We start from the raw sequence: 19,282 nt of genomic DNA, 5'->3' as shown, positions 1-19,282 counted from the left end.
TGCGAACAGGTCACGACCATGAACGACGTCATCTCCGTGCTCAATGCGCTCTTCGCCGCGATGCAGGCGAAGGGGACGAGCCTGCAGACGCTGTTCCTCTCCGACGGCATGGATCTGCTTGCCGCGCTCGGCCTCGTCATGGCGACGTGGCACGTGTTCCTGTGGCTGCTCGAAGGTGACTTCCCAGGTTTCTTCGCGAACATGTTCCGGCATCTGATCCGGTGCGCGGTGATTCTCGTGCTGCTCACGGCCTGGTCGAGCACCGTACACAGCTATTTCGTCGACAACATGCAGACGATGGCGTCACGTGTGTCCGGTGGCGAGGGCAGTCCCGGTGACCTCCTGCGCGCGCTCGTCAACGCCGCCTCGACCATCATGCAGGGTGTACGCACGGAAGCGGCCCAGGTGTGCGAGCAGGTGCCGGACATCACGCCCGACGGCGTGGTGATTCCGAACACCGACCATCAGGTGTGCGGAGCCGCGAATGATGCCGGAGCGAACTCCGCAGGCTTGAACTCAATCTGGACCCTCGTCAAAAACCTGCCGTTGATCCTGCTCGCATTTCTCGCGAAGGCGCTCGCGGTCATCGCGATCGCGCTGATGACGATGATCTTCGTGGTGGTCGTGCAGTTCGGCTCGTTCCTGCTCGACATTGCCTTCTGTCTTGGACCGGTGCTGATTCCTTGGTATGTCCTGCCAGCGGGCGAATTTCTTTTCAATGGATGGCTCCGCTTCACGATTTCCGCAGGGCTCTTCAAGGTCGTCGCGTGGCTGATGATGGCGATCGTCAACAGCGGTGTACTGCCTGGCATCCAGAGCCTCGTGCAACAGGCCGCCGCACAGAACGGTACGAACAGTGACGCCTACTACGCGACGAACTACCTCGCGATGCTCGCGCTCGCGCTGGTATGCGGCGTGGGGGCTTTCATGATGTGGCAGGTGCCGGATATTGCACGCGCTCTTGTATCGGGCAGCGGCGGTGGTGGGTCCGCCGGGTTCGGCAAAGGGCTACTCGGCCGAAACGTTACGCCCAAGCCGCTGAGGTGAGTTCAATGATGCTGATGCCTCGAACCTTCCTGAATCACATAGTAGGTTGTCCGCTCATCGTCAAGGCGACGCTGCCGCTCCATGTCGGCGCAAAGCGACTCCTCTCGCTCCTTGGGTGTGGTGCTGATCCACGCCCAGGCGATGAATGCGATTGCACCCGCAAGCATCATCGCGACGCCGAAATGCTGCGCGCCGACCTGATACAGGACGAACGCCGCGAACAGCAGGATCGGCAGCACGAAATAGAGCAGGATGATCTTGAGCTTGGCCATGGCTGCACCTTCGCAGCAGGTGAACTGGATCCCAGTGTAGCACCGCGGGCGTACCCGCGCCGGAGGGAATAGGCGATGCGCAAACGCGTGCACACCTCTTCCGGCACCAAAATATCGGGCGCCAATCTCACGCCACCACCGAATACGGGTGAGGCGGTCTCCGCCTGGTTCGCGGCATTCCAGCGCCCCATCTGGGAAAAGCGGCTCGCGATCAAGGTGGCCGTCGCGTTCGCGCTGATTGCCGCCGGTGAATGCGCGGCGCTGATCGTGCAGAGCGCACACAGCGGTCCCCGCCCTTATTTTGTCGAGCACGACGAGAAAGGCGGCGCAGTGTGGGTTTCGGACCGTTATGCGGAAACCTATTCTGTCACCGCGGCGAACAAACGTTACTTCCTCGTGAAGTGGGCCTCGCGCGTGTTCACGATCGAGGCGGACAGCCAGGATACCCTCACCCGTCAGATACCGGCAGCGTTCGGCTGGACGTCGGGCGCCGCGACGCAGGAACTCGAAACGTACATCACCGCAACCGACCCGGTCGCGCAGCGCGTCGTGCAGACGCCTGGTCTCACCCGCGAATTCGTCGAGAACTCGACGTCGTTCTCGCCGGACGGTCGGGTCGCTTACCTGATCTTCACGCTGGTCGAGAGCTTGAACGGCAAACCGTCCCGACCGAAACAGATGCTGCTCACGGCCAGCTTCCTGCTCGCGCCCGAAACGCTGAAACCCGGCGAAGAAAAGGACAACCCCATCGGGCTGCGCATCACCCACTTCAGCCTCACGCCCTATGCGGGCGTCAATCCGGGAGCAACGCAATGAATCCCGTCGTTTCTGCCGCGTGCTGCGCGGCATTGTTCACCGCATGCATCTGCTCAGCAGCGGCGCAGGTCCCAGCGTCAGAATCCACGCCCCTCGCGCCGCTTCCCGCGAACGCGGTGACAGCCATCTCACCGCAGCCGACCGTGGACACGAGCCCCGCGCCAGCGCGGCGTCGACGAGCATCCAATCCGTTGACTTCCCGCACGTCGACGAACCGCCCCTACGTCAATGGCCCGTACCCTGCACCCGACGATTCGTCGCTGGTGGTTTATGACTATGATCCGGATTACCGGTATCCAGTCCTCGTGCGCACGAACGAAGAGACCCATCTGGTCTTCGGTCCCGACGAAGAGGTCGTTGGGGTCTATCTGTCCGACACCGGCAAACGCTGGCTCGAACATACCGCCCTCACGAAGCGCGACGTATTCATCGAGGCGCGCCTGCCCGCACTCGACAACGCAGCGACGGTCATCACGACGCGCCGGCGCTACGAACTGGACCTCCGTTCGTCGGACCATGACGCCGCGTATCAACGCGTCTCCTGGCAATACCTGGATACCGACTTGCAGATGACCGCGGGACAGGTTTCGCCCTTCGGCATTGAGTACCCGGCCAACGTTCCCGGCGCGAATGTCGCGACGCAGTCGGATGGAAGCACACCGCCGGACTCATCCGCGCCCGGCGACACGCACGCGGCCGGCCCGAGCATCCCCCTCGATCGCGCGAACTTCGACTATCGGGTCGAGGGTAGCGCGCCGTTTGCGCCGGTGACCGTATTCGACGACGGGCGCTTCACATACCTGCAGTTTCCCCATCACGCCGAGCTGCCCGCCATCCTCGTCATGGATGAAAAAGGCCAGGCCGAAATCGCGAGCTTCATCCCGCTCGGGAGCGACTTCTTTGAAGTGCAGCAGATCACGATTTACGGTCTGCTCCTCAGACGCGGCAAGGAAGAAGTCCGGGTCTTCAATGGTCGCGGTCACGGGTGTGGCCTGTTCGGCTGTGACTCGACCCGCATGAAGAACATCTACGGGAAGTCGTGATCATGGCCGCTCCCGAAAACAGCGGTGCCCCGCTCACGCAGGAACCGGCGAAGCTCACACGCATTCGCCGCAACCTCGCGCAAACGCTGCTCGTTGTCCTGTGCTCGGCGCTGCTTGCAATCGTCCTCGTCCATGCGCTGTCCCATCCCCACGAGACCGCGGCCGAACGGCGCGAGCGCGAACAGATCGAGGCGGACGCCCGGCAGCCCAAGGCTTCGCCGGATGCGATCCGCAAGCGCCTCGAAGACCAGCGCAACCTGGCGCGGGCTCGTGCGGGTGATGCGGCATCGGGCGCGAGCGCCCCGCTGGGCGGTACGCCGCTCGATGGCATCCCCAAGGGCGCACCCGGAGACGACAGCGGACCACTCCCCCGAAACTACCGGAATGGTGGTGAGGCTCCGGGATTGGGCGACGCGGATCGTCTCGCCTTGCAGCGGCAGATCGAGGCCATGCAGAGCCAGTCGCTCGTCGCCTACGAAGACACCAGCAGCGTCGCCAGCACCGCGCCCGCCGGCAACGTCTCCCCACTCGATCGCATCGCGGACAACCTGTCGCAACACCTGGACCAGCAAACGGCGGCGGGCCACGCCTCTACGAGCGGCGGTGGAGAACCACCCGTATCAGGGCCACAGTCCGTGAGCGTATCCAGTGCAACCGATCATCGCAACGTCGACTGGATCAGGCAGCAGGGCGAAGGGAACGACGACAGCGCGCCACTGGTCCCTGTCCCGGTCAGTTCGCCCTACATGGTGATGGGCGGTACACCGATCCCCACCGTGATCCTGCAGGGCGCGAAGAGCGATATGCCAGGCACGTTCCGCGCGATGGTCGATCGCGACATCTACGACAGCATCAATGGAAGCTGCATGCTGATCCCGAAGGGCACGCGGATCCTCGGTCGCACGAACAACGATGTGGCGATCGGTCAGGACCTGATGCTGATTGCCGCCACGCGGATGATCTTCCGCCACGCCACGATGCGGCTCGACGGACTGACCGGCAACGATCCCGATGGTGAAGCGGGTGTCAGCGCCGACGTCAATAACCACTTCTTCAAGATCTTCGGATCGACGTTCCTCATCGCAGGTATAGCGGCCTGGATCGGTCACGACCAGAGCCAGTCGAACGGCACGACGATCAACATCAACGGCGGCATGTCGACCGATCTGTCGGAGGCAGCGGCCCAATCGCTGTCCCAGACCACCCAGACGATCCTTCAACGCAACATGAACATCCAGCCGACGTTGCGGCTGGAGCCGGGCCAGCGCATCACGTTCATCACCCAGCGAGACATGCTGCTGCCGCCCAGCACGACTGACGGGAGTTGCCATCGATGAAACCTTTCGTTCCCCCGCTTTGCGCGGCACTGATGGTCGCTGGTTGTCTGCTTCAATCGGCCTGTGCCGAACCGTCGCCCGTGACTGGGCCGGTCTACGACTTTGACTGGCGTATAAGCGGCGCAGCCGAAGTCAGGCCATATCAGGTATTTGACGACGGCCAGCGGATCTATCTACAGTTTGACGATCCGAAACGCGTGCCTGCGATCCTCGCAGATACGCCAGGCGGGCAAGTGCTTCTGCGTTGGCGGCCCGACCCGCCCTACGTCGTGATTGACCAGACGGAATCGGCGCTGCTTTTCCGGGAAGGAAACCGCGTAGCGCGCGCCGTGCGTGCAACCCTCAATGGGCCACCAGTCAGCGCACATTTTGGGGATGCCGCGCCAGGCCACATCGCACCTTCAGGCGTTGAGCATCAGTGATGCGTGATCCACCGTATCGCGCCCCAGGTATCGGGGGTGTACATGCAATCGCGGGGGACCGCGCCAGACGCTGCCGGCAGCCTCGTGAAGCCGTACGGATGTTATCTATGTGAGATGCCCCTTCGCCCTGTCGTTACGAGCGGCACGAGAGGCCATGGCCTGGCGCCGGACGATCGCGTAGCAGAAGTGCAAAAGTCAGAACGCCGCCTTCGCGGGTAGCACCAGCGTGCCGACACACCTAGTTGTCGTCGCCGAGCCTACGGGGGATATCCATCTGTTGATGCAGGATGCGGATGACGTCGATCAACGCTTCCGATTCCCTGAAGAACACGACATGCATTCCAGTCAGCGCCTTCCTGTACCCGTCCCGCACGTCTGCGGCGGACAGACTTGGCTGGGTGCCGTCGGCTAGACCCGCAATGGTACTTTCGATGCTCAGGATGTAACGCTCAGCCTGCACTTCTCCCCATCGGGTGACCGTGTAATCCCAGATATCATCAAGGTCGCGTTCGGCTGCCGGCGAGAGAACAAACGCCTTCATGCGGCCCTGTTCCGCTTACCCGCGACGTACTTGCGAAAATCAAACGGGCGCGACGGTCCGGACTGCTCGCCTTCGATCAACGCGCTTCGCAGGGCCTCCAGTCTTGCCTCCTCAGTCTCGAGCAGGCGCAAGCCGGCGCGGACCACGTCGCTGGCTGTGCTGTAACGACCGCTGCGCACGCGGTCATCGACGAATTCCGAAAAATGCTCACCGAGCGTGAACGATGTGCTTTTGCTCATAACTCGCACCTCCTTCGCCAAGAATACCAATTTCTGGTAGTCCTTGCCAGAAAATTGACCTTGCCGGAAGTGCCGGAGCAGATGCGGCGAGACTACACTGCTCCCCAGCCCCATCGCTCAGCGTCAAGGTGTCGAAGACCCGCTTCCCTGTACGCCGGGCCGGCGGCCAACCACCTTCGCTAGTGTTATGACCCTTTTTAATACCGCCTCAAAATTTCCACGCATGCGCCCATCGCGTCGCGTCCACATACCGAACGAACAGGTATAGCAAGATGCGGATCAGGCTCTCGCGTCGCGCGACGCCCGGGCCTGGAGTCCGGCAAGCTCGGCAAGCGCGTCCGCTGCCCTGTCGGCTGGCACAAAAATGTGGTCGTGGAAGGCCGCGGCAACGACGTTGCAACTGATGCTCGCCTTCGTCAGGACCTCGGCCACGGCGGCAGTCAGTCCTACCGCCTGAAGATCGGAGTGAACCGTCAGCGTGATCCACGCCGCCCTGAAAAGCACGGGCAATCCCTCGCGCAACGCCGTCGACTCGTCAACGATGACTGTCAACCCTTCCCGCTCGCGGAATGTTGCAATAGGTGCAAGACGCGATACATCCGTGTCAGCCTGAACCGACGAAAAGACATAAGCTCCTTCATTCAATTCCGGCTGCATCGATGCCAGCATCTGTGCGAGGTCCGAGACCGGTTGGCTCACTGGGATTCCTGTTGGACGAGGGTCAATCGGGGACGCGTGGCCGCGCCCATGTAAACGTCATCATCGGGCTATTGTGACCGACGCCCGAAATTGTCACTCTTAGTGCGTGTTATCATAGAGCGTGGCCTCAAACAGGTCAAATCCGTACGCTTCGATATCTTCCTGATCGAGATGTCAATGCAGTACGACCCCCTTGTCCTGTTTGGAAAACGCCTGATTGCACTGCGCAAGGCACGCGGCTGGTCACAAGAGCGACTTGCGCTCGAAAGTGGACTTGCCCGGTCGTACATTGGTGGCATCGAGCGCGGCCAGCGCAACATCGCTCTCTATAACATCTGTGTGCTTGCCTCCACACTCGGGATTTCGCCCGCTTCCATGCTCGATTTTGATGAGCTTGCGTGACACTGCATTGATGGGCGGGCATCCCGGTCCAACCCGCACATGCCGGCTACTGGAACCGGGCATTGGTTCAGGAGAACATCCATGATGGGATGCTCCGTGCGACATCGCGATATCACACGTCAGTGCAGTGATATTGATTCGGCATCCGAATTTTACATCCGGAAAGCAATCTTGATTTTTCCGTGTAACCGCCTATGATTCCGCACTGAAGTCGCCGCTGGAACCAGTCCAGCATCCTTCGCAGTACCGTCGCCCGTGCGACACCTTTTGCGGTTACGCTTCGTCCCATCGTCTGGACCACCGCAGGTCTTCCGACCGGAAGCTTCCTTGCCGACCCGTCTGGGGAATTGCCATTCCCCGACACGGGCTATGGCGATTCCCCTTTTTCGTTCTGGAGAATCGTCATGAACCAGCCTGTCGAATCCCGCAAGTATTTTGATCTTCATCTGCGCGGCCTCGGGTATCTGTCCCGTGTCCGCGATGTCACCACCCGTGGCAATGGCCGCAGCAAGGCCAAGCCCTTCCTCGCATGCTCGATCTCCGCGTTTCATGGCGATCCGAATATCGAAAACGGCATTGTCTATCTGCCGCTCGACCTGATCGTCTCTGGCGAAAAGGCGAAGGAGGCCGTCCGCTCCATCATGGACGACGCCAATGATCCGGACGTGAAGGTGCTCGTCGCCTTCCGCTCTGGTGACCACTATATCCGTACGTTCGAACGCACCGGCAACCGCGCCGGAGAAACGGGCGCTGTCCTCAAGGGACGCCTGCTCAAGCTCTTCTGGATCAAGGTCGACGGCCAGGAAGTCTGGCGTGACGAAGGCGACGACACCGAAGCGGGTGCCGATGCCTCACGTGAAACCGTCAACGGCGAACCGGCAACATTGGAACAACCCGACGAGCACGGCGTATCCGGAACCGAAGCGCCGGACAACCGTCGTGAGACCGTCCGGTCGGGTGAGGACGTTTCGGAAACCGGGCATGCGGCACCGCGTACGAACCGCTATCCGCCGTTGCGCCGTAATGGCGGTGGAAACACCCGCCGGCCCGCCGCCAGCGACCGGTAAACGGGGCCATCGCCTCCTTCGTCGCTATTCCCCGCTTCGCGCGGGGACTCCATTCTCACGCCCGGCCATCGCGCCGGTTTTCCACAGCGATAACCCGATCGCTGCGGAAAGCCGGTGTCGTTTCCGCCCGTCATCACCCGGGTCCACGGCGGCCCTGTTACGCCGTGCCGTTTGCGACGGACCGATTGTCCTGAGCGCAGACATGGGCCTGGCAGTTCACCCACTGCCAGGCGTTATGCGTGATTCGCCTGATGGCCAATGACGCATGAGTCTTTCACTGCCAGCCTGCCAGTTGCAGGCTCGCCCGTCGCCACGTTACGGCGATAGCCCACAGCCGCTTCCGGTGCCATCGTCTGCACGGCTGCCCTGGTGCCATCAAGACACCCGGCCCGGAATCACTTTCTTCCCCGTTGGGGCGTTCGCGCGCCCGACGGGCCCGGATGCCCCTTTTTTCTTCAAGGAGCATCCGATGTCCATCCTGCAACCTGTAGTTCCACATCCGACGCCGACATACCGGGTCGCGCACCCCCTCTCTGCGGGAGCATGACCATGGGTATGGACGTCATGGGCCGCTCGCCCGTTTCCGAAACGGGCCAATACTTCCGCAACAACATCTGGTGGTGGCGCCCACTCTGGCAATACTGTGAGCTGGTCGCACCCGACGTCATCCCGAAGGGTAATCTGGGGCACTCCAACGATGGCTGGGGACTCGGCCACCGGGCCTCCATCGCACTAGCCACACGCCTCGATTCAGCGATCAGGGAAGGACACACGGCAGCCTACAAACAGGCCCGCCAGGAATACCTTGCCTCCCTGCCGCTAACCCCTTGTGACATCTGCGGCGCAACGGGCAAGCGGGCGACACCGCCCGCCATTGGTCCGGGCGAGCTGCCCTGCAACGGTTGTGGCGGCACTGGAAGCCAGCCCAACTTCGAAACGAACTATCCGTTCAGCGTGGAAAACGTACGCGAGTTCGCGGCGTTCCTGCGTGACTGCGGAGGCTTCCGCATCTGCTAGGCACACCACCTGGCTGACACCCTCATCCTCGCGGGAACCTTCCCGCGGAAGGCTCCCGCTATTTACCGGGAGTTCCTCATGGACCTCAATCCCACGCTTGCCCAACTCTCGACAGTCCTGCGAGTTGCCGGCGCATTATCCGCCACTGCGGAATATGCCGGCTACGGTGACTCGGGAGACCATTTCGAAATCGCGATCCAGTGGCCAGCCAATCCGGCTGGGAACGCAGACACAACTGAACCCAGGTCAACCACCTCCGACAGCCTGGATTACCCCGACTTCGACGTCAGGTTCGAAAACCTCGTCTGGGACGCGGTCTCCTCTGCCGGTCACGACGGATGGGAAAACAACGAAGGCGGCGGCGGCACATTCACGCTCCTTCCCGATGGCACCGCCACTCTTGAGCACTACGACAACGTCGAGAACTCGAACGAGTCCACGCATGAATTCGGCAAGGACAGCGAGCTCACCGCCGCGCTCATTGCCGTTGGCACTACGCTGCGCTCTGTCGGCGCCCTTTCCGTTACCGTCGAATACAACGGATACGGCGATTCCGGTGGAGTCGAGACGATCACGCTGCAATGGCCTGGTCCGCCGGGCGCGCTACCTGCCTCGATTGCAATACCCAGGGCCGACTCCGGGTCTGTCACATCCTCCTCGCCCGGCAAGGAACCGAGGGTGGACATCAGGGCGCGCCCGTTCGACGACGCCATCGAGAACCTGCTTTACGACGCGATCGAACTTTCCGGCCACAGCGGCTGGGAAAACAACGACGGAGGTGGCGGCACTTTCATCGTGCACGCCGACGCCACCGCGAGCCTCGAGCATTCCGACAACTTCACCGATACCGTCAACAACTCGTACACCTTCGGCACTTCCAGTCACGACGCGTCCGGGGGAGGCCGGTCATGAACCGACTCTCTCTTCGGCCAGCCAACGTATCGTTGGCCGCATGGCCCGGCTTGCGTTTTGAAGAGGCCGTAGCGGAAGCGATCGACAGACCACCACACGAACCGTTGCTGGGTACGCTGGAGTGCAATCACATTCAACTCTGCCCTCAAAACCGTGGTGTCCTGACGCCAGAACTCGCTCAGGACCTGCGTCACCGATTTCCCCGGACCCGCTTTCGTCTTCACGCCAATGTTCGCGTACTGGCAGCAAGGCGCCTTGCCGACCTGGCTGACTGGAACCCGGGCGATCCGTACTGGCAGGCACTCGCGGCACGCAGTCAATCTCTCGCCGCACTGGCCTATACCGCCCACGCGGGACGACGCGACCGCTGCACGTTGTCCGGACTCTTCGACAACGCACGGCATGCCGCTGCACTGTTCAACTGTCCCGTCGGAATCGAAGGTCACTATCCAACCCGCGACAACCCGTACCTGATATCGGACTGGAATGAATATCGGGTGCTCTTCGACTCCGGTGTTCCGTACGCGCTGGATCTTTCACATCTGAACATCGTTTCCGTCCGCACCCGATGCCGGGAACAGACGATGGTCCGCGAGATGCTGGCCTGCGAACGATGCATTGAGGTGCATCTGTCCGGCAACAACGGAACACGCGACGAACATCGCGTGCTGGAACAGGAGCCATGGTGGTGGTCCCTGCTGGATGCCATCCACGACCATGCCGTTATTTTCAGCGAAGGCAATCTGAGACGTTATCTGCGCGAAACCCGTAGCCGGTGCGATGCATGACACCAGCCGGCTGACCCGACATGCCTCACACATGCCTTGATCAAGCCATCTTCGAAGTGCCCGATGCACGAACGCATCGTTCTCTTCCCACCCATCAACTGGAGCAAACCATGGAGCATGGTCCGGTAGGGCCTGACGATCCACCCAAAGATCGTCGCGATGAAATCCAGCAGCAACTTGCCGCACAGGGTTATCGCATGGAGTACGACGCGGGCGCCATCCCTGGCGAGGTGCACTGTCTGGTCAGCCTCGACACCGGAGAAGCTGTCGACGACGCGCCCGAACCCATCGCAAGGCTGGCCGAGGAATGGTCACAACTGACTGACGATCTGGAAAACCCCTGATCTCCGGCCGCGCACAACCGTCACTGCTATCTCTGATGCCTCACGACTGCGGGCTGAGTTCCGCATCGTCGGCACCCTTGTTATTCAACCCATGCGGGGAATGTACTTCCCCGCCGGGAAAGTCGTCCTCCGCATCTTTCTGGAGGATGTCATGAACCAGGTTACTGAAACGCGTTCCATCGTCGCGACCATCGTGCCCGATGAACATCGCATGGAAATTCTGCCGCGCTATTTGGGCAAACACATGATTCGCGGCGAAATCGCTGTCTACAACGCCATGTCGTCCCTGTGCGTGACCTACGGCGGCGGCTTCTGGGACTACGTCGAGCTATCCAACGGAGCGTTCTATATGGTGCCTCGCCTGGAACATCCGATCCCCATCGCCTGCGACGGAAACGGATACGACGGCGAGATGAGCTGCGACGCGGCAGGCATCGTCGCTACCCTCTTTGCGCTAAACGCGATGGCATGGGCAACCGAAGACGAGAAATTCACCGGGCTCTATCACAGGCTGCTCGCATTCGTCCCGTCTCATCCCGAGGCCAGCAAGATTTTCGCGGCAATCGACTGACGCATCCGCTTTCTTCATCCCCTGCGGAACGCGTCCCGCAGGGGTGCGTCTCCGCGATCCTTCCGGAGACAATCATGTCGACCTGCATTTCTCTCTTTTCCCAACCGCCCGCTGATACGGACATGGACCGCTGGCCACCGGCAAATACGGAATACCCGGGCAAGCCGGAGCCACTGCGTCACGCCTCGCCTCTCCCCGACGACGATGACGATGACGATAACGATGACGCGCCATCAAAACAGGATTTCCTGTGCCGCGACGGCCGGGCGCTTCCGCGCTACACGGTCCACAGTGCCGATATTCCCGATGGCCTGTATCTCGGACTGTTCAATGGCCGCGACGATCCGTTCACCTCTGCAATCGACGCAGGCTTCGACGGCCCGCTGATCGGACGGCTGCGTTACTGCCATACAGTCGAAGCTCGCGAAGTCAGACTCGAGTTCCTCGATCCGTTCGAAGGTCGCCGGTTCTTCCCCGACATGGAAGTACTCGCTAGCCGCGACGGTCATGTCCCCACAGGCAGGATCGCACTACCGATCCAGCTTGGACTCAGCTCTGGCGTGATCGTATTCGACGGCCGGTACTTCGCCGACTGGACCGTCTTCATCATCAGCTCGGTACGGACGGTCATTGGTCGCGATCTTCGCTCACAGCGTCGCGTGTAACCACTATCCGACCGTCGCCACTTCACTTTCTTTTCGCCCGCACCGTACCTACGGTGCATTCCCCTGCGGGGCACGTTTCCCGCAGAAGGGGAAGGTGCCTCGCTATATTCTGCGAGGTGCATCATGGGATGGTTATTTGGTCATGGACAGACGCGTGCGCAGCTGATCGCACGCCTCACGCGCGATGAAGAGCACGACGGCTCCACGCGTCACTGCCTGCGCCACTGCCTCAGTGGCAACATACTCTGGACAGTCTGGGAAATCAGGCGAGCAGGCGTCGCCCCCTTCCGCTATATCGGCTGCGACCTGCTCGCCTGGGACAAAGGCTGCTCCGGCTGGGGCTACAAGGATCTGTGCGAGGAAATGCAACCGTTTTATTACTCCTGTCCCCTCGCCTACCTGGACATGGTTCCGCCGGCGGCGCCCGCATGGCGCGAACAGGTCCGCGCCTGGCATGCCGCGCGCTCTCGCACGCTCGCAGCGGGTGACATCCTGACGCTCAGCGGGCTCTCGATCACCGAGGCCGTTGTCGTCAGGCGGATTCACCGAACGTGGATCGTGGAGAGCGGTGGCCGGCTGTTCGAGTTTCCGCCACGGCTCTTCCGCTACATCGTTGAACAACGACATGCGAATGATGCCTCCGCGCAACTCGCTAATTGATCCACCAGAAGTGTGCCGTTACGCCTGCCTACCCGGCAGGCGCCATTCCCGAAGAACTGTCTTCGCGGCTCTCCCGGAATGATCCAACCCTGTGATCTGCCAGATGCAGATCCGTACGTCGCCACGTCATGCGACACCCGCAGCTTTCTTCCGGCGCCCCGTCTGCGCAGCTGCCTGTCCTCACCGGGCAGACGGAATCACTCTTCCCCAACCAGCGGGCCGCCATGCCCGCAAGGGTTGGCCCCGCCTCACTTCGTGGAGGCATCATGATTTCCCTTTCAGGCACGCTCGACGTGCGGACCATCAAAGGCAGCAACGGCCCCTTCCAGGTCGGCGAACTCACGACGTCCGTCGGCGAATTCAAGGTTAAGGACAAGGTGCTCGAGCAGTTCGAACCCGGCGCCTACACAGGTACGTTCCTCATCGACAAGATCTATCCGCACAGCTACGTATGGTACGGCAAGGTCACGGTGGAGATCCGCGCCAGGCTCGCCGATGTGCAGCTCGACAACGACGAGCCGTTCAGCGAAACAGGGCGGGTACCGTCTTCGAGCGAGCCGGATCCGGCCGATGAGGAACGTTCATCCGGCACAGCAACGCCGGCCCTTGCCGGAGAAGCAGCACCCGTTGCACAGGTGGGTGTCGATTCTGACGAGCTGTATCTCCCCGACCTCTTCGGGATTGAACTGGCTGACGCCATCCTCGCCGGTGCGCCAGTCAAGCTCGATCCCACCGTCGACCGTGGCGTATTCCGCCAGCAGCGCGACCAGCTTCGCCAATTTGGCTACGCCTTCCAGGCATCCAGCCAGACCTGGCTGAAGAGCTAAGTTCTTCCGCCTCTGGCGTGCCTGGCCTCCGGCCGGGCACGCCCCCATCCCATGGAGGCTCCTATGGCCCTGATCTTTCCCCGCCTCGCCCGAAACTTCGTAAAAAACGGGTACTTCCCAACCGATGCCGTCACGCTCGGACGCATCGTCCCCGCTCTCGCACTGGCCGAACCCGATCGTCCGGTGCGGCTACTCGATCCGTGCTGCGGCGAAGGCGCCGCGCTGCACGACGTGAAGAAAACGCTGGCCGATCTATCCACATCACCCGACGCCGTCCGCGCGTGGGGCGTCGAGTACGATCGCGAACGTGCATGGCATGCCAAGAACGTCCTCGACACCGTGGCTCACACCGACGTCCAAGACATGTTCATCACCGCCCGCAGCATGGGCCTGCTGTTCCTGAACCCGCCCTACGGTGATGTTGTCTCGGACAAGGCACAGACCGGGGAACGCCACTCGAACCGGCTGGAGAAGGTTTTTTACCTGAAGACGGTTCCATGGCTCGCATTCGGTGGCGTGCTCGTTCTGATCGTGCCGTACTACGTGATGGATCGCGAATTCGCGACGATGGTCGCCCGCAACTTCGCACACGTCGAGGTTTACCTCGCGCCCGATCAGGCGTTCAAACAGCTCGTGCTGTTCGGCGTCAAGCGCCGGGCGGATGGCGTGGACGGTGCATTGGCTGCGCGGCTTGCCCGCATCAGCGAGGGTGAACTGCCGCCGGAGCTGCCGGAAAGCTGGCCGGTGCAGCCGTATCGCATCCCTTCGGCGTCAGGTGAACACGCGTTCGTGTCCACCCGGATCGACGCACCGCAACTCGAACACGAACTGCAACGTCTGCAGGACGCGACGCTCTGGCCGCAGTTCGCCACCATGTTCGCCGCGAAGGCAGTCACGCCCCGGCGCCCGCTGCGTGATCTGTCCGACTGGCATCTTGCCCTCGCGCTCGCGGCCGGCCAGATCACCGGCGTGGTAACAGGTCTCGACGGTACCCGCCTGCTGATTCGCGGCGACACGATCAAGCAGAAGGAGCAGGAAGTCCAGATCGAAGAAACCGACAAGGGCGACATCCGGACCACGATCCTGATGCGCGACCGGTTCGTTCCGACGATCGCGGGCATCGACTTCACGCCCGGCCCCAATCTCGGCCGGATTATCACGATCCGATAGCACGGATTTTCACCTTCAACCCTGCGGGGCCTCGCCCCGCAGGAGCGGGGTCCCGTCTTCAACAGGAGAACAGCATGACGCCCCTGCCTGACGATACTGAAACAACCCCGGGCCTGTATATGGTTGGTTACACCCTCGATTATGCCCACCGCGTCGTGGTGGGGGTCCGGGCAGTCAGCGCCGACGAGGCCTGCAGCCACGCTCGCGCGGCGTTCGACGCCGGCACGTTGTGGGATGACACGCCGAACGTCCCCCTGCTTTACGACGACTACGAAGAACTCGATGGACAGATTCTTCGTTTCGATGCCACGGCCGTCGCTGCATGGCCAGTTGCACACGCTTCGGCACGCATGAGCCGAGTGCGCGCGGCGGCCGAGCGGCTGCTGGCACTCGCCGAGCTGGTCGACAGCCGTCTGCAAGCTGCATCGGCGATCGAGGCGTGGCATCCGGAAGTCCTGGTGTCCATGACGCTCACGGCCGGACAGGTGCGCGAGCTTCGTGCCCTGCTGGCGACGTTGGCCCGTTGCTAACTCGGTAGCCCGTTTCTTCCCATTACGCGCCCCTTCCATGGGACGCTTTCCCGGAACGTTCGGGTGAACGCTCCTGGAAAGCGGTTCCCGCTGGTCTGCCGGCAGCAGACCCGGCGCCGTCCGTTACGCGGCACCTTCAGCGGTAAACCAGCAGCTTCCTTCCGGCGCCTTCGTCTGCGCGGCTGCGGCTTTCTCCGGAAAGCCCGGAACTTCCTTCAACCCGCCCGGGTCTGCCGCACCCGCGGGGTGCAGCGGGCATTCATCCAGGAGCCTTTCATGCTGTACCCCATCAAGGAACTGCAGGACATCTTCGTCGATGCCTGCGTGCGTGCTCCCGACGGCGAACTCGCTTTCGTTTCCGTCTTCGGCCGCGACGGCGCAGTTCAGCAACTGTACGCCTCGCTACACCTGGGCATCCAGGAAGGCGGCATCCGTCAGATCACGCTAATCAACCCCGACACCAGCCAGATGATCGCAGCAGTTCCTATCGGCGATCCGAGGCGGCTGGACAAATACAGCGGTCGTCTGCCGAAGGAAAACCTGTTCGGCAACCTGGTCCACACGTGGATCTATGACGAAGCACTCCTCACCCCGTCGAAGGCGACAGGTTCGGCCTGGATGCTGGTTGACCGGGACACCCAGGCCCACGACGACGCATCACTGGAGGAGCGGTCCTGGTCACTGATCGAACAGCTCAGCCCGATACCACTGTTGCCGCACTGGCGTTCGCTCGTGCTCGGTATGCTCGGTGACCAGCTCGTGAGCCATCTCGACCAGACGCCGCATGCTTCCATCGGACGCATCCGCGCGTCCCGGATCACGCTGCCTGACTCGTTCAGTGAAGCCATATCCCGCTTCGTTAACAGCGGCGCGCTCGCGCTGGACTGAATCTCCTTCGCACTAACGCCGATCGTCGCCTCCGTGCCGACCGGTCCTGTTTCATCACTTCCTCAACCCGCGGGGCACCGATCCCGAGGGGGACAGGTGCGCCGCTCCTCCTGGAGACGCATCATGGAAGATCTGCAATCCCCACCTGCCGATCAGGACGCGATACCGGACGATCCATCCGGAGGCAACGTGATCGCCCTGCCGGAATTCATCTCGAATTTCGGCAAGGGCCTGCTCGACGCCGTACGCCAGCAGAACCCCTCCATCTACAGCGGACAGCGTGACCCACGCTGGGACGTGCTGCTCGATGGGCTTTCGCGGCAGCCGTTCCCGGCTCAGCGTGAGGTCATTCATGCCATCACGGCGCTGCTCACCCAGCATGCGCCCGGCGGCGTCATCAACGGCGAAATGGGCACAGGCAAGACGCTGATGGGCATCGGCGTTGCCGTCCTGCTCCATCACTGCGGCTATCCGCGCACACTGGTCATTGCGCCACCGCATCTCGTCTACAAGTGGCGTCGGGAAATCAAGGCAACCGTCCCTGGCGCGCGGGTCTGGATTCTCAATGGTCCGGACACCTTGCGCAAGTTGCTTCAGCTTCGCGTCATGCGGATGAGGCCGGAAGTACCGGAGTTTTTCATTCTCGGCCGCGTGCGCATGCGCATGGGGTTCGACTGGAAACCCGCCTTTGCACGCCGCATCGCCACACTCGACATGGAGACCGATGCGATCACGCGTGTCTTTGCCTGCTGCCCATCCTGTGGCGAATTCGTCTGCGACGAAGACGGCAATCCGCTGACACCCACCCTGGCCCGATCTGCCCTCAATGAAAAACGCCGCGCGTGCAGTTGCGGTGAACGGCTGTGGACCCTGGCTCCGAAAGGACAAGGCACGCGGTCGATGCGCGAACTCGTGAAAGCTGCGCTGCTTCAGATGCCCACCGTCGGCGACAAGACTGCGGAGCGGCTGCTTTCCCGCTTCGGCGAATCCATGCTCGCCGACATGCTTCAGGACAACCTCTACGAGTTCATCAACCTGATGGACGACCAGGGTGAGCTGATCTTTTCCGACCGGCAGGCGCGACGCATGGAACGGGCACTGGCACATACGGAGATCTCTTTCGGACAGGGCGGCTATCAGGCATCCGAGTTCGTCAAACGCTATCTCCCTCAGGGCTACTTCGGTCTGCTTATCGCGGACGAAGGTCACGAATACAAGAATGAAAACTCAGCCCAGGGACAGGCCATGGGCGTCCTGGCCCGAAAGGCATCGAGAACGCTGCTGCTCACCGGCACTCTGATGGGCGGCTACGCGGACGACCTGTATCACCTGCTCTACCGCCTTAACCCGAACATGCTGATCGAGGACGGGTTCAACTACAACAGCAACGGTTCGATGGCAGCCGCCACGATGGCATTCATGCGCGAGCATGGCGTGCTCATCGACATTCACAAGCAGGTCGACGAAGGTTCGCATCGCACGGCGAAGGGCAACCGGAAAAGCGTCTCGACGGTGAAAGGCCCAGGCTTCGGCCCCAAGGGCATCATGCGTTACGTCGTGCCGTATACGGCGTTCGTGAAGCTCTCGCAGATCGGCCAGAACGTTCTGCCTCCCTACGACGAATCCCTGCTGCCGGTCGCGCTGACCGAGGACATGGCGGCGACATACAGGACACTTGAGTCGACGCTGACCTCGGAGTTGCGCGCCGCACTGCGTTGTGGCGACAAGAGCCTGCTCGGTGTAGTGCTCAACGCGCTGCTCGCCTGGCCGGAATGCTGCTTCCGCCCCGAAATCGTGCGTCACCCTCGGACGAAGCGGATCCTCGCCAGCGTGCCCGCCCTGCTGCGCGACGACCAGCCCGGTCCCAAGGAAGCTGAACTACTGGGTCTCGTCCGCGGTGAACTGCTGAACCGCCGGCGCACTCTGGTGTATACGACCTATACCGGCACGCGCGACACGTCGATCCGGCTTAAAAATCTCTTCGATGCAGTCGGTGTAAAGGCATCGGTTCTTCGCGCAAGCGTCGCCGCCGAGAAACGTGAGGACTGGGTCGCCGATCAGCTCGAGCGCGGTGCCGAGGTCATCATCACCAATCCGGAACTGGTCAAGACGGGACTCGACCTGCTCGAATTCCCGACCATCGCCTTCCTTCAATCCGGCTACAACGTATACACGCTTCAACAGGCCGCACGACGAAGCTGGCGCATTGGCCAGACCCTCGACGTCACGGTGCGTTTCCTCGGGTATGAAGGCACAGCGCAGATGCGGTGCCTGAAGCTCATGGCCCAGAAGATCGCCGTTTCGCAATCGACCTCCGGCGACATGCCGGAATCTGGTCTCGACATCCTGAACCAGGGTGGAGAGAGCATCGAAGTCGCGCTCGCTCGACAACTGGTGAATCAGGAGTAGCCCGGCCTGACTGGCATCGCCGGTCACCGCTGATCCTTACAGCAATCAACGCCATAGACCGCGAAGTTGACGCCCTGTTCCAGTGTCGGGACCGCGGCTTCGCACATTCCGCAAACTACCTGGAGGTATCAATCATGATTCAATTTCTCGCCTCGGATTTACGCCCGGTCATTGTTGAAGCCCGCGCGCGCAGCTGCCGCATCGTTCTCGTCAAGGACCAGGGTGTCTACATGATGTCGGAGAAAAGTGACGCCCCGGGAAACGGTCGGCCGAGAACCATCGCGTACGCCGTTGGATGCAATCCCGAGACGACACCTTTTGACGAGTGGTGGGACCGCGCGCGCGACGAATTCGGCGGCGACGACTTTGCCGAGTATTTTGGGCACGACGACGCCATTTTCGATCTCGTCGTAGCCGACGGCTGCAATCTGGAAATCACGGCAGACGCCAGTCATCTGTACGTGGATGCAGTCAAGCCCGGCGCGTAACGTAATCCGGCCGCCCGAGCCGTCGCATCATCCACAATCCGCCCAGCCCCTGTCTCGCAAGAGCAGGGGCTTAATGAGATGGTCACCCCCACCCTGCACGCGGGTTACGCTGCAGGGTGTTTCCTTTT

General features: G+C 61.9%; 24 protein-coding genes. 20 read left to right on the top strand and 4 right to left on the bottom strand.

Annotated elements, in window-relative coordinates:
* Positions 1–18: 18 nt before the first annotated feature.
* Positions 19–1,047 carry a type IV secretion system protein gene (locus BFE01S_RS07345; protein WP_028224921.1) on the top strand — a complete coding sequence of 343 codons (1,029 nt, stop codon included), beginning with the start codon at positions 19–21 and terminating at the stop codon, positions 1,045–1,047.
* A gap of 2 nt (positions 1,048–1,049) precedes the next feature.
* Here BFE01S_RS07345 and BFE01S_RS07340 read toward each other — a convergent pair whose 3' ends face one another.
* Positions 1,050–1,319, bottom strand: coding sequence for a hypothetical protein (locus tag BFE01S_RS07340; RefSeq protein WP_028224920.1), 270 nt, complete (start codon positions 1,317–1,319; stop codon positions 1,050–1,052).
* A gap of 75 nt (positions 1,320–1,394) precedes the next feature.
* On the opposite strand from BFE01S_RS07340, the gene BFE01S_RS07335 reads away from it, so the two are divergent.
* The 4 genes from BFE01S_RS07335 to BFE01S_RS42835 are packed head-to-tail and all read left to right on the top strand — an operon-like array spanning position 1,395 to position 4,937.
* Positions 1,395–2,135 (top strand): VirB8/TrbF family protein, encoded by a 741-nt coding sequence (locus BFE01S_RS07335; RefSeq protein ID WP_028224919.1) that lies wholly within the window; start codon positions 1,395–1,397, stop codon positions 2,133–2,135.
* The gene (locus BFE01S_RS07330) at positions 2,132–3,178 is read left to right on the top strand and encodes a TrbG/VirB9 family P-type conjugative transfer protein (protein ID WP_028224918.1); all 1,047 of its coding nucleotides are present in this window, start codon (positions 2,132–2,134) and stop codon (positions 3,176–3,178) included. The genes BFE01S_RS07335 and BFE01S_RS07330 overlap by 4 nt, the downstream gene beginning before the upstream one ends.
* A gap of 2 nt (positions 3,179–3,180) precedes the next feature.
* The gene (locus BFE01S_RS07325) at positions 3,181–4,515 is read left to right on the top strand and encodes a TrbI/VirB10 family protein (protein WP_028224917.1); all 1,335 of its coding nucleotides are present in this window, start codon (positions 3,181–3,183) and stop codon (positions 4,513–4,515) included.
* The gene (locus BFE01S_RS42835) at positions 4,512–4,937 is read left to right on the top strand and encodes a TrbG/VirB9 family P-type conjugative transfer protein (protein WP_080763853.1); all 426 of its coding nucleotides are present in this window, start codon (positions 4,512–4,514) and stop codon (positions 4,935–4,937) included. The genes BFE01S_RS07325 and BFE01S_RS42835 overlap by 4 nt, the downstream gene beginning before the upstream one ends.
* A 238-nt stretch (positions 4,938–5,175) precedes the next feature.
* Here BFE01S_RS42835 and BFE01S_RS07315 read toward each other — a convergent pair whose 3' ends face one another.
* The 3 genes from BFE01S_RS07315 to BFE01S_RS07305 form a co-directional block, all read right to left on the bottom strand.
* Positions 5,176–5,478 (bottom strand): type II toxin-antitoxin system RelE/ParE family toxin, encoded by a 303-nt coding sequence (locus tag BFE01S_RS07315; protein WP_028224916.1) that lies wholly within the window; start codon positions 5,476–5,478, stop codon positions 5,176–5,178.
* A complete protein-coding gene (locus tag BFE01S_RS07310) occupies positions 5,475–5,717 on the bottom strand; it encodes a type II toxin-antitoxin system ParD family antitoxin (RefSeq protein WP_028224915.1) in 243 nt (80 codons plus the stop codon). Before BFE01S_RS07310 ends, BFE01S_RS07315 begins: the two co-directional genes overlap by 4 nt.
* 279 nt (positions 5,718–5,996) lie before the next feature.
* Positions 5,997–6,416 carry an ACT domain-containing protein gene (locus tag BFE01S_RS07305; protein ID WP_028224914.1) on the bottom strand — a complete coding sequence of 140 codons (420 nt, stop codon included), beginning with the start codon at positions 6,414–6,416 and terminating at the stop codon, positions 5,997–5,999.
* 177 nt (positions 6,417–6,593) lie between these two features.
* Here BFE01S_RS07305 and BFE01S_RS07300 point away from each other — a divergent pair, with 177 nt between their 5' ends.
* The 15 genes from BFE01S_RS07300 to BFE01S_RS07230 all read left to right on the top strand — a co-directional run bounded on the left by BFE01S_RS07300 (position 6,594) and on the right by BFE01S_RS07230 (position 19,154).
* Positions 6,594–6,818: a helix-turn-helix domain-containing protein gene (locus BFE01S_RS07300; protein ID WP_028224913.1), complete on the top strand. Its 225-nt coding sequence runs from the start codon at positions 6,594–6,596 to the stop codon at positions 6,816–6,818.
* 404 nt (positions 6,819–7,222) lie between these two features.
* Complete coding sequence (locus tag BFE01S_RS07295; RefSeq protein ID WP_042337307.1) at positions 7,223–7,885, top strand: DUF3577 domain-containing protein; 663 nt, start codon at positions 7,223–7,225, stop codon at positions 7,883–7,885.
* Between the two features lie 549 nt (positions 7,886–8,434).
* Positions 8,435–8,902 (top strand): hypothetical protein, encoded by a 468-nt coding sequence (locus BFE01S_RS07290; RefSeq protein ID WP_028224911.1) that lies wholly within the window; start codon positions 8,435–8,437, stop codon positions 8,900–8,902.
* A gap of 78 nt (positions 8,903–8,980) precedes the next feature.
* The gene (locus tag BFE01S_RS41805; RefSeq protein ID WP_028224910.1) at positions 8,981–9,814 is read left to right on the top strand and encodes a DUF6878 family protein; all 834 of its coding nucleotides are present in this window, start codon (positions 8,981–8,983) and stop codon (positions 9,812–9,814) included.
* Entirely contained in the window at positions 9,811–10,602 is a 792-nt protein-coding gene (locus BFE01S_RS44065; RefSeq protein ID WP_156966929.1) for a hypothetical protein, read from the top strand. Before BFE01S_RS41805 ends, BFE01S_RS44065 begins: the two co-directional genes overlap by 4 nt.
* 110 nt (positions 10,603–10,712) lie before the next feature.
* Positions 10,713–10,946, top strand: a complete 234-nt coding sequence (locus BFE01S_RS07275) for a hypothetical protein (RefSeq protein ID WP_028224908.1) — start codon at positions 10,713–10,715, stop codon at positions 10,944–10,946.
* 151 nt (positions 10,947–11,097) lie between these two features.
* Positions 11,098–11,517: an antirestriction protein gene (locus BFE01S_RS07270; RefSeq protein WP_028224907.1), complete on the top strand. Its 420-nt coding sequence runs from the start codon at positions 11,098–11,100 to the stop codon at positions 11,515–11,517.
* Positions 11,518–11,591: 74 nt separating this feature from the next.
* Positions 11,592–12,182 (top strand): hypothetical protein, encoded by a 591-nt coding sequence (locus BFE01S_RS42830; RefSeq protein WP_028224906.1) that lies wholly within the window; start codon positions 11,592–11,594, stop codon positions 12,180–12,182.
* Positions 12,183–12,305: 123 nt separating this feature from the next.
* On the top strand, positions 12,306–12,842 hold the full coding sequence (locus BFE01S_RS07260; protein ID WP_028224905.1) for a hypothetical protein: 537 nt from the start codon (positions 12,306–12,308) through the stop codon (positions 12,840–12,842).
* 266 nt (positions 12,843–13,108) lie between these two features.
* Positions 13,109–13,669 (top strand): DUF3275 family protein, encoded by a 561-nt coding sequence (locus BFE01S_RS07255; RefSeq protein WP_028224904.1) that lies wholly within the window; start codon positions 13,109–13,111, stop codon positions 13,667–13,669.
* A 63-nt stretch (positions 13,670–13,732) separates the two neighbouring features.
* The gene (locus BFE01S_RS07250; protein WP_028224903.1) at positions 13,733–14,839 is read left to right on the top strand and encodes a DUF6094 domain-containing protein; all 1,107 of its coding nucleotides are present in this window, start codon (positions 13,733–13,735) and stop codon (positions 14,837–14,839) included.
* A 74-nt stretch (positions 14,840–14,913) separates the two neighbouring features.
* Complete coding sequence (locus BFE01S_RS07245) at positions 14,914–15,369, top strand: hypothetical protein (protein WP_028224902.1); 456 nt, start codon at positions 14,914–14,916, stop codon at positions 15,367–15,369.
* A 276-nt stretch (positions 15,370–15,645) separates the two neighbouring features.
* Positions 15,646–16,257 (top strand): hypothetical protein, encoded by a 612-nt coding sequence (locus tag BFE01S_RS07240; protein WP_028224901.1) that lies wholly within the window; start codon positions 15,646–15,648, stop codon positions 16,255–16,257.
* Positions 16,258–16,380: 123 nt separating this feature from the next.
* Positions 16,381–18,666: an SNF2-related protein gene (locus tag BFE01S_RS07235; protein ID WP_028224900.1), complete on the top strand. Its 2,286-nt coding sequence runs from the start codon at positions 16,381–16,383 to the stop codon at positions 18,664–18,666.
* 134 nt (positions 18,667–18,800) lie between these two features.
* On the top strand, positions 18,801–19,154 hold the full coding sequence (locus BFE01S_RS07230; protein WP_080982296.1) for a DUF3085 domain-containing protein: 354 nt from the start codon (positions 18,801–18,803) through the stop codon (positions 19,152–19,154).
* The last annotated feature ends 128 nt before the right edge of the window (positions 19,155–19,282 follow it).

This window comes from Paraburkholderia ferrariae NBRC 106233 (genome assembly GCF_000685035.1).
GTDB classification, from domain to species: Bacteria; Pseudomonadota; Gammaproteobacteria; order Burkholderiales; family Burkholderiaceae; genus Paraburkholderia; species Paraburkholderia ferrariae.
The sequence above is the reverse complement of the archived record's forward strand: the minus strand, read 5'-3'. Positions and strand labels throughout refer to the sequence as shown.

What these genes read in the sequence shown, in the direction of transcription:
- BFE01S_RS07295 (WP_042337307.1), top strand. Translation starts at nt 7,223, where the DNA reads ATGAACCAGCCTGTCGAATCCCGCAAGTATTTTGATCTTCATCTGCGC.
- BFE01S_RS41805 (WP_028224910.1), top strand. Translation starts at nt 8,981, where the DNA reads ATGGACCTCAATCCCACGCTTGCCCAACTCTCGACAGTCCTGCGAGTT.
- BFE01S_RS07245 (WP_028224902.1), top strand. Translation starts at nt 14,914, where the DNA reads ATGACGCCCCTGCCTGACGATACTGAAACAACCCCGGGCCTGTATATG.
- BFE01S_RS07250 (WP_028224903.1), top strand. Translation starts at nt 13,733, where the DNA reads ATGGCCCTGATCTTTCCCCGCCTCGCCCGAAACTTCGTAAAAAACGGG.
- BFE01S_RS07345 (WP_028224921.1), top strand. Translation starts at nt 19, where the DNA reads ATGAACGACGTCATCTCCGTGCTCAATGCGCTCTTCGCCGCGATGCAG.
- BFE01S_RS42830 (WP_028224906.1), top strand. Translation starts at nt 11,592, where the DNA reads ATGTCGACCTGCATTTCTCTCTTTTCCCAACCGCCCGCTGATACGGAC.
- BFE01S_RS07260 (WP_028224905.1), top strand. Translation starts at nt 12,306, where the DNA reads ATGGGATGGTTATTTGGTCATGGACAGACGCGTGCGCAGCTGATCGCA.
- BFE01S_RS07275 (WP_028224908.1), top strand. Translation starts at nt 10,713, where the DNA reads ATGGAGCATGGTCCGGTAGGGCCTGACGATCCACCCAAAGATCGTCGC.
- BFE01S_RS07255 (WP_028224904.1), top strand. Translation starts at nt 13,109, where the DNA reads ATGATTTCCCTTTCAGGCACGCTCGACGTGCGGACCATCAAAGGCAGC.
- BFE01S_RS07300 (WP_028224913.1), top strand. Translation starts at nt 6,594, where the DNA reads ATGCAGTACGACCCCCTTGTCCTGTTTGGAAAACGCCTGATTGCACTG.
- BFE01S_RS07230 (WP_080982296.1), top strand. Translation starts at nt 18,801, where the DNA reads ATGATTCAATTTCTCGCCTCGGATTTACGCCCGGTCATTGTTGAAGCC.
- BFE01S_RS07235 (WP_028224900.1), top strand. Translation starts at nt 16,381, where the DNA reads ATGGAAGATCTGCAATCCCCACCTGCCGATCAGGACGCGATACCGGAC.
- BFE01S_RS07310 (WP_028224915.1), bottom strand. Translation starts at nt 5,717, where the DNA reads ATGAGCAAAAGCACATCGTTCACGCTCGGTGAGCATTTTTCGGAATTC.
- BFE01S_RS44065 (WP_156966929.1), top strand. Translation starts at nt 9,811, where the DNA reads ATGAACCGACTCTCTCTTCGGCCAGCCAACGTATCGTTGGCCGCATGG.
- BFE01S_RS07240 (WP_028224901.1), top strand. Translation starts at nt 15,646, where the DNA reads ATGCTGTACCCCATCAAGGAACTGCAGGACATCTTCGTCGATGCCTGC.
- BFE01S_RS07335 (WP_028224919.1), top strand. Translation starts at nt 1,395, where the DNA reads ATGCGCAAACGCGTGCACACCTCTTCCGGCACCAAAATATCGGGCGCC.
- BFE01S_RS07325 (WP_028224917.1), top strand. Translation starts at nt 3,181, where the DNA reads ATGGCCGCTCCCGAAAACAGCGGTGCCCCGCTCACGCAGGAACCGGCG.
- BFE01S_RS07270 (WP_028224907.1), top strand. Translation starts at nt 11,098, where the DNA reads ATGAACCAGGTTACTGAAACGCGTTCCATCGTCGCGACCATCGTGCCC.
- BFE01S_RS42835 (WP_080763853.1), top strand. Translation starts at nt 4,512, where the DNA reads ATGAAACCTTTCGTTCCCCCGCTTTGCGCGGCACTGATGGTCGCTGGT.
- BFE01S_RS07315 (WP_028224916.1), bottom strand. Translation starts at nt 5,478, where the DNA reads ATGAAGGCGTTTGTTCTCTCGCCGGCAGCCGAACGCGACCTTGATGAT.
- BFE01S_RS07340 (WP_028224920.1), bottom strand. Translation starts at nt 1,319, where the DNA reads ATGGCCAAGCTCAAGATCATCCTGCTCTATTTCGTGCTGCCGATCCTG.
- BFE01S_RS07290 (WP_028224911.1), top strand. Translation starts at nt 8,435, where the DNA reads ATGGGTATGGACGTCATGGGCCGCTCGCCCGTTTCCGAAACGGGCCAA.
- BFE01S_RS07330 (WP_028224918.1), top strand. Translation starts at nt 2,132, where the DNA reads ATGAATCCCGTCGTTTCTGCCGCGTGCTGCGCGGCATTGTTCACCGCA.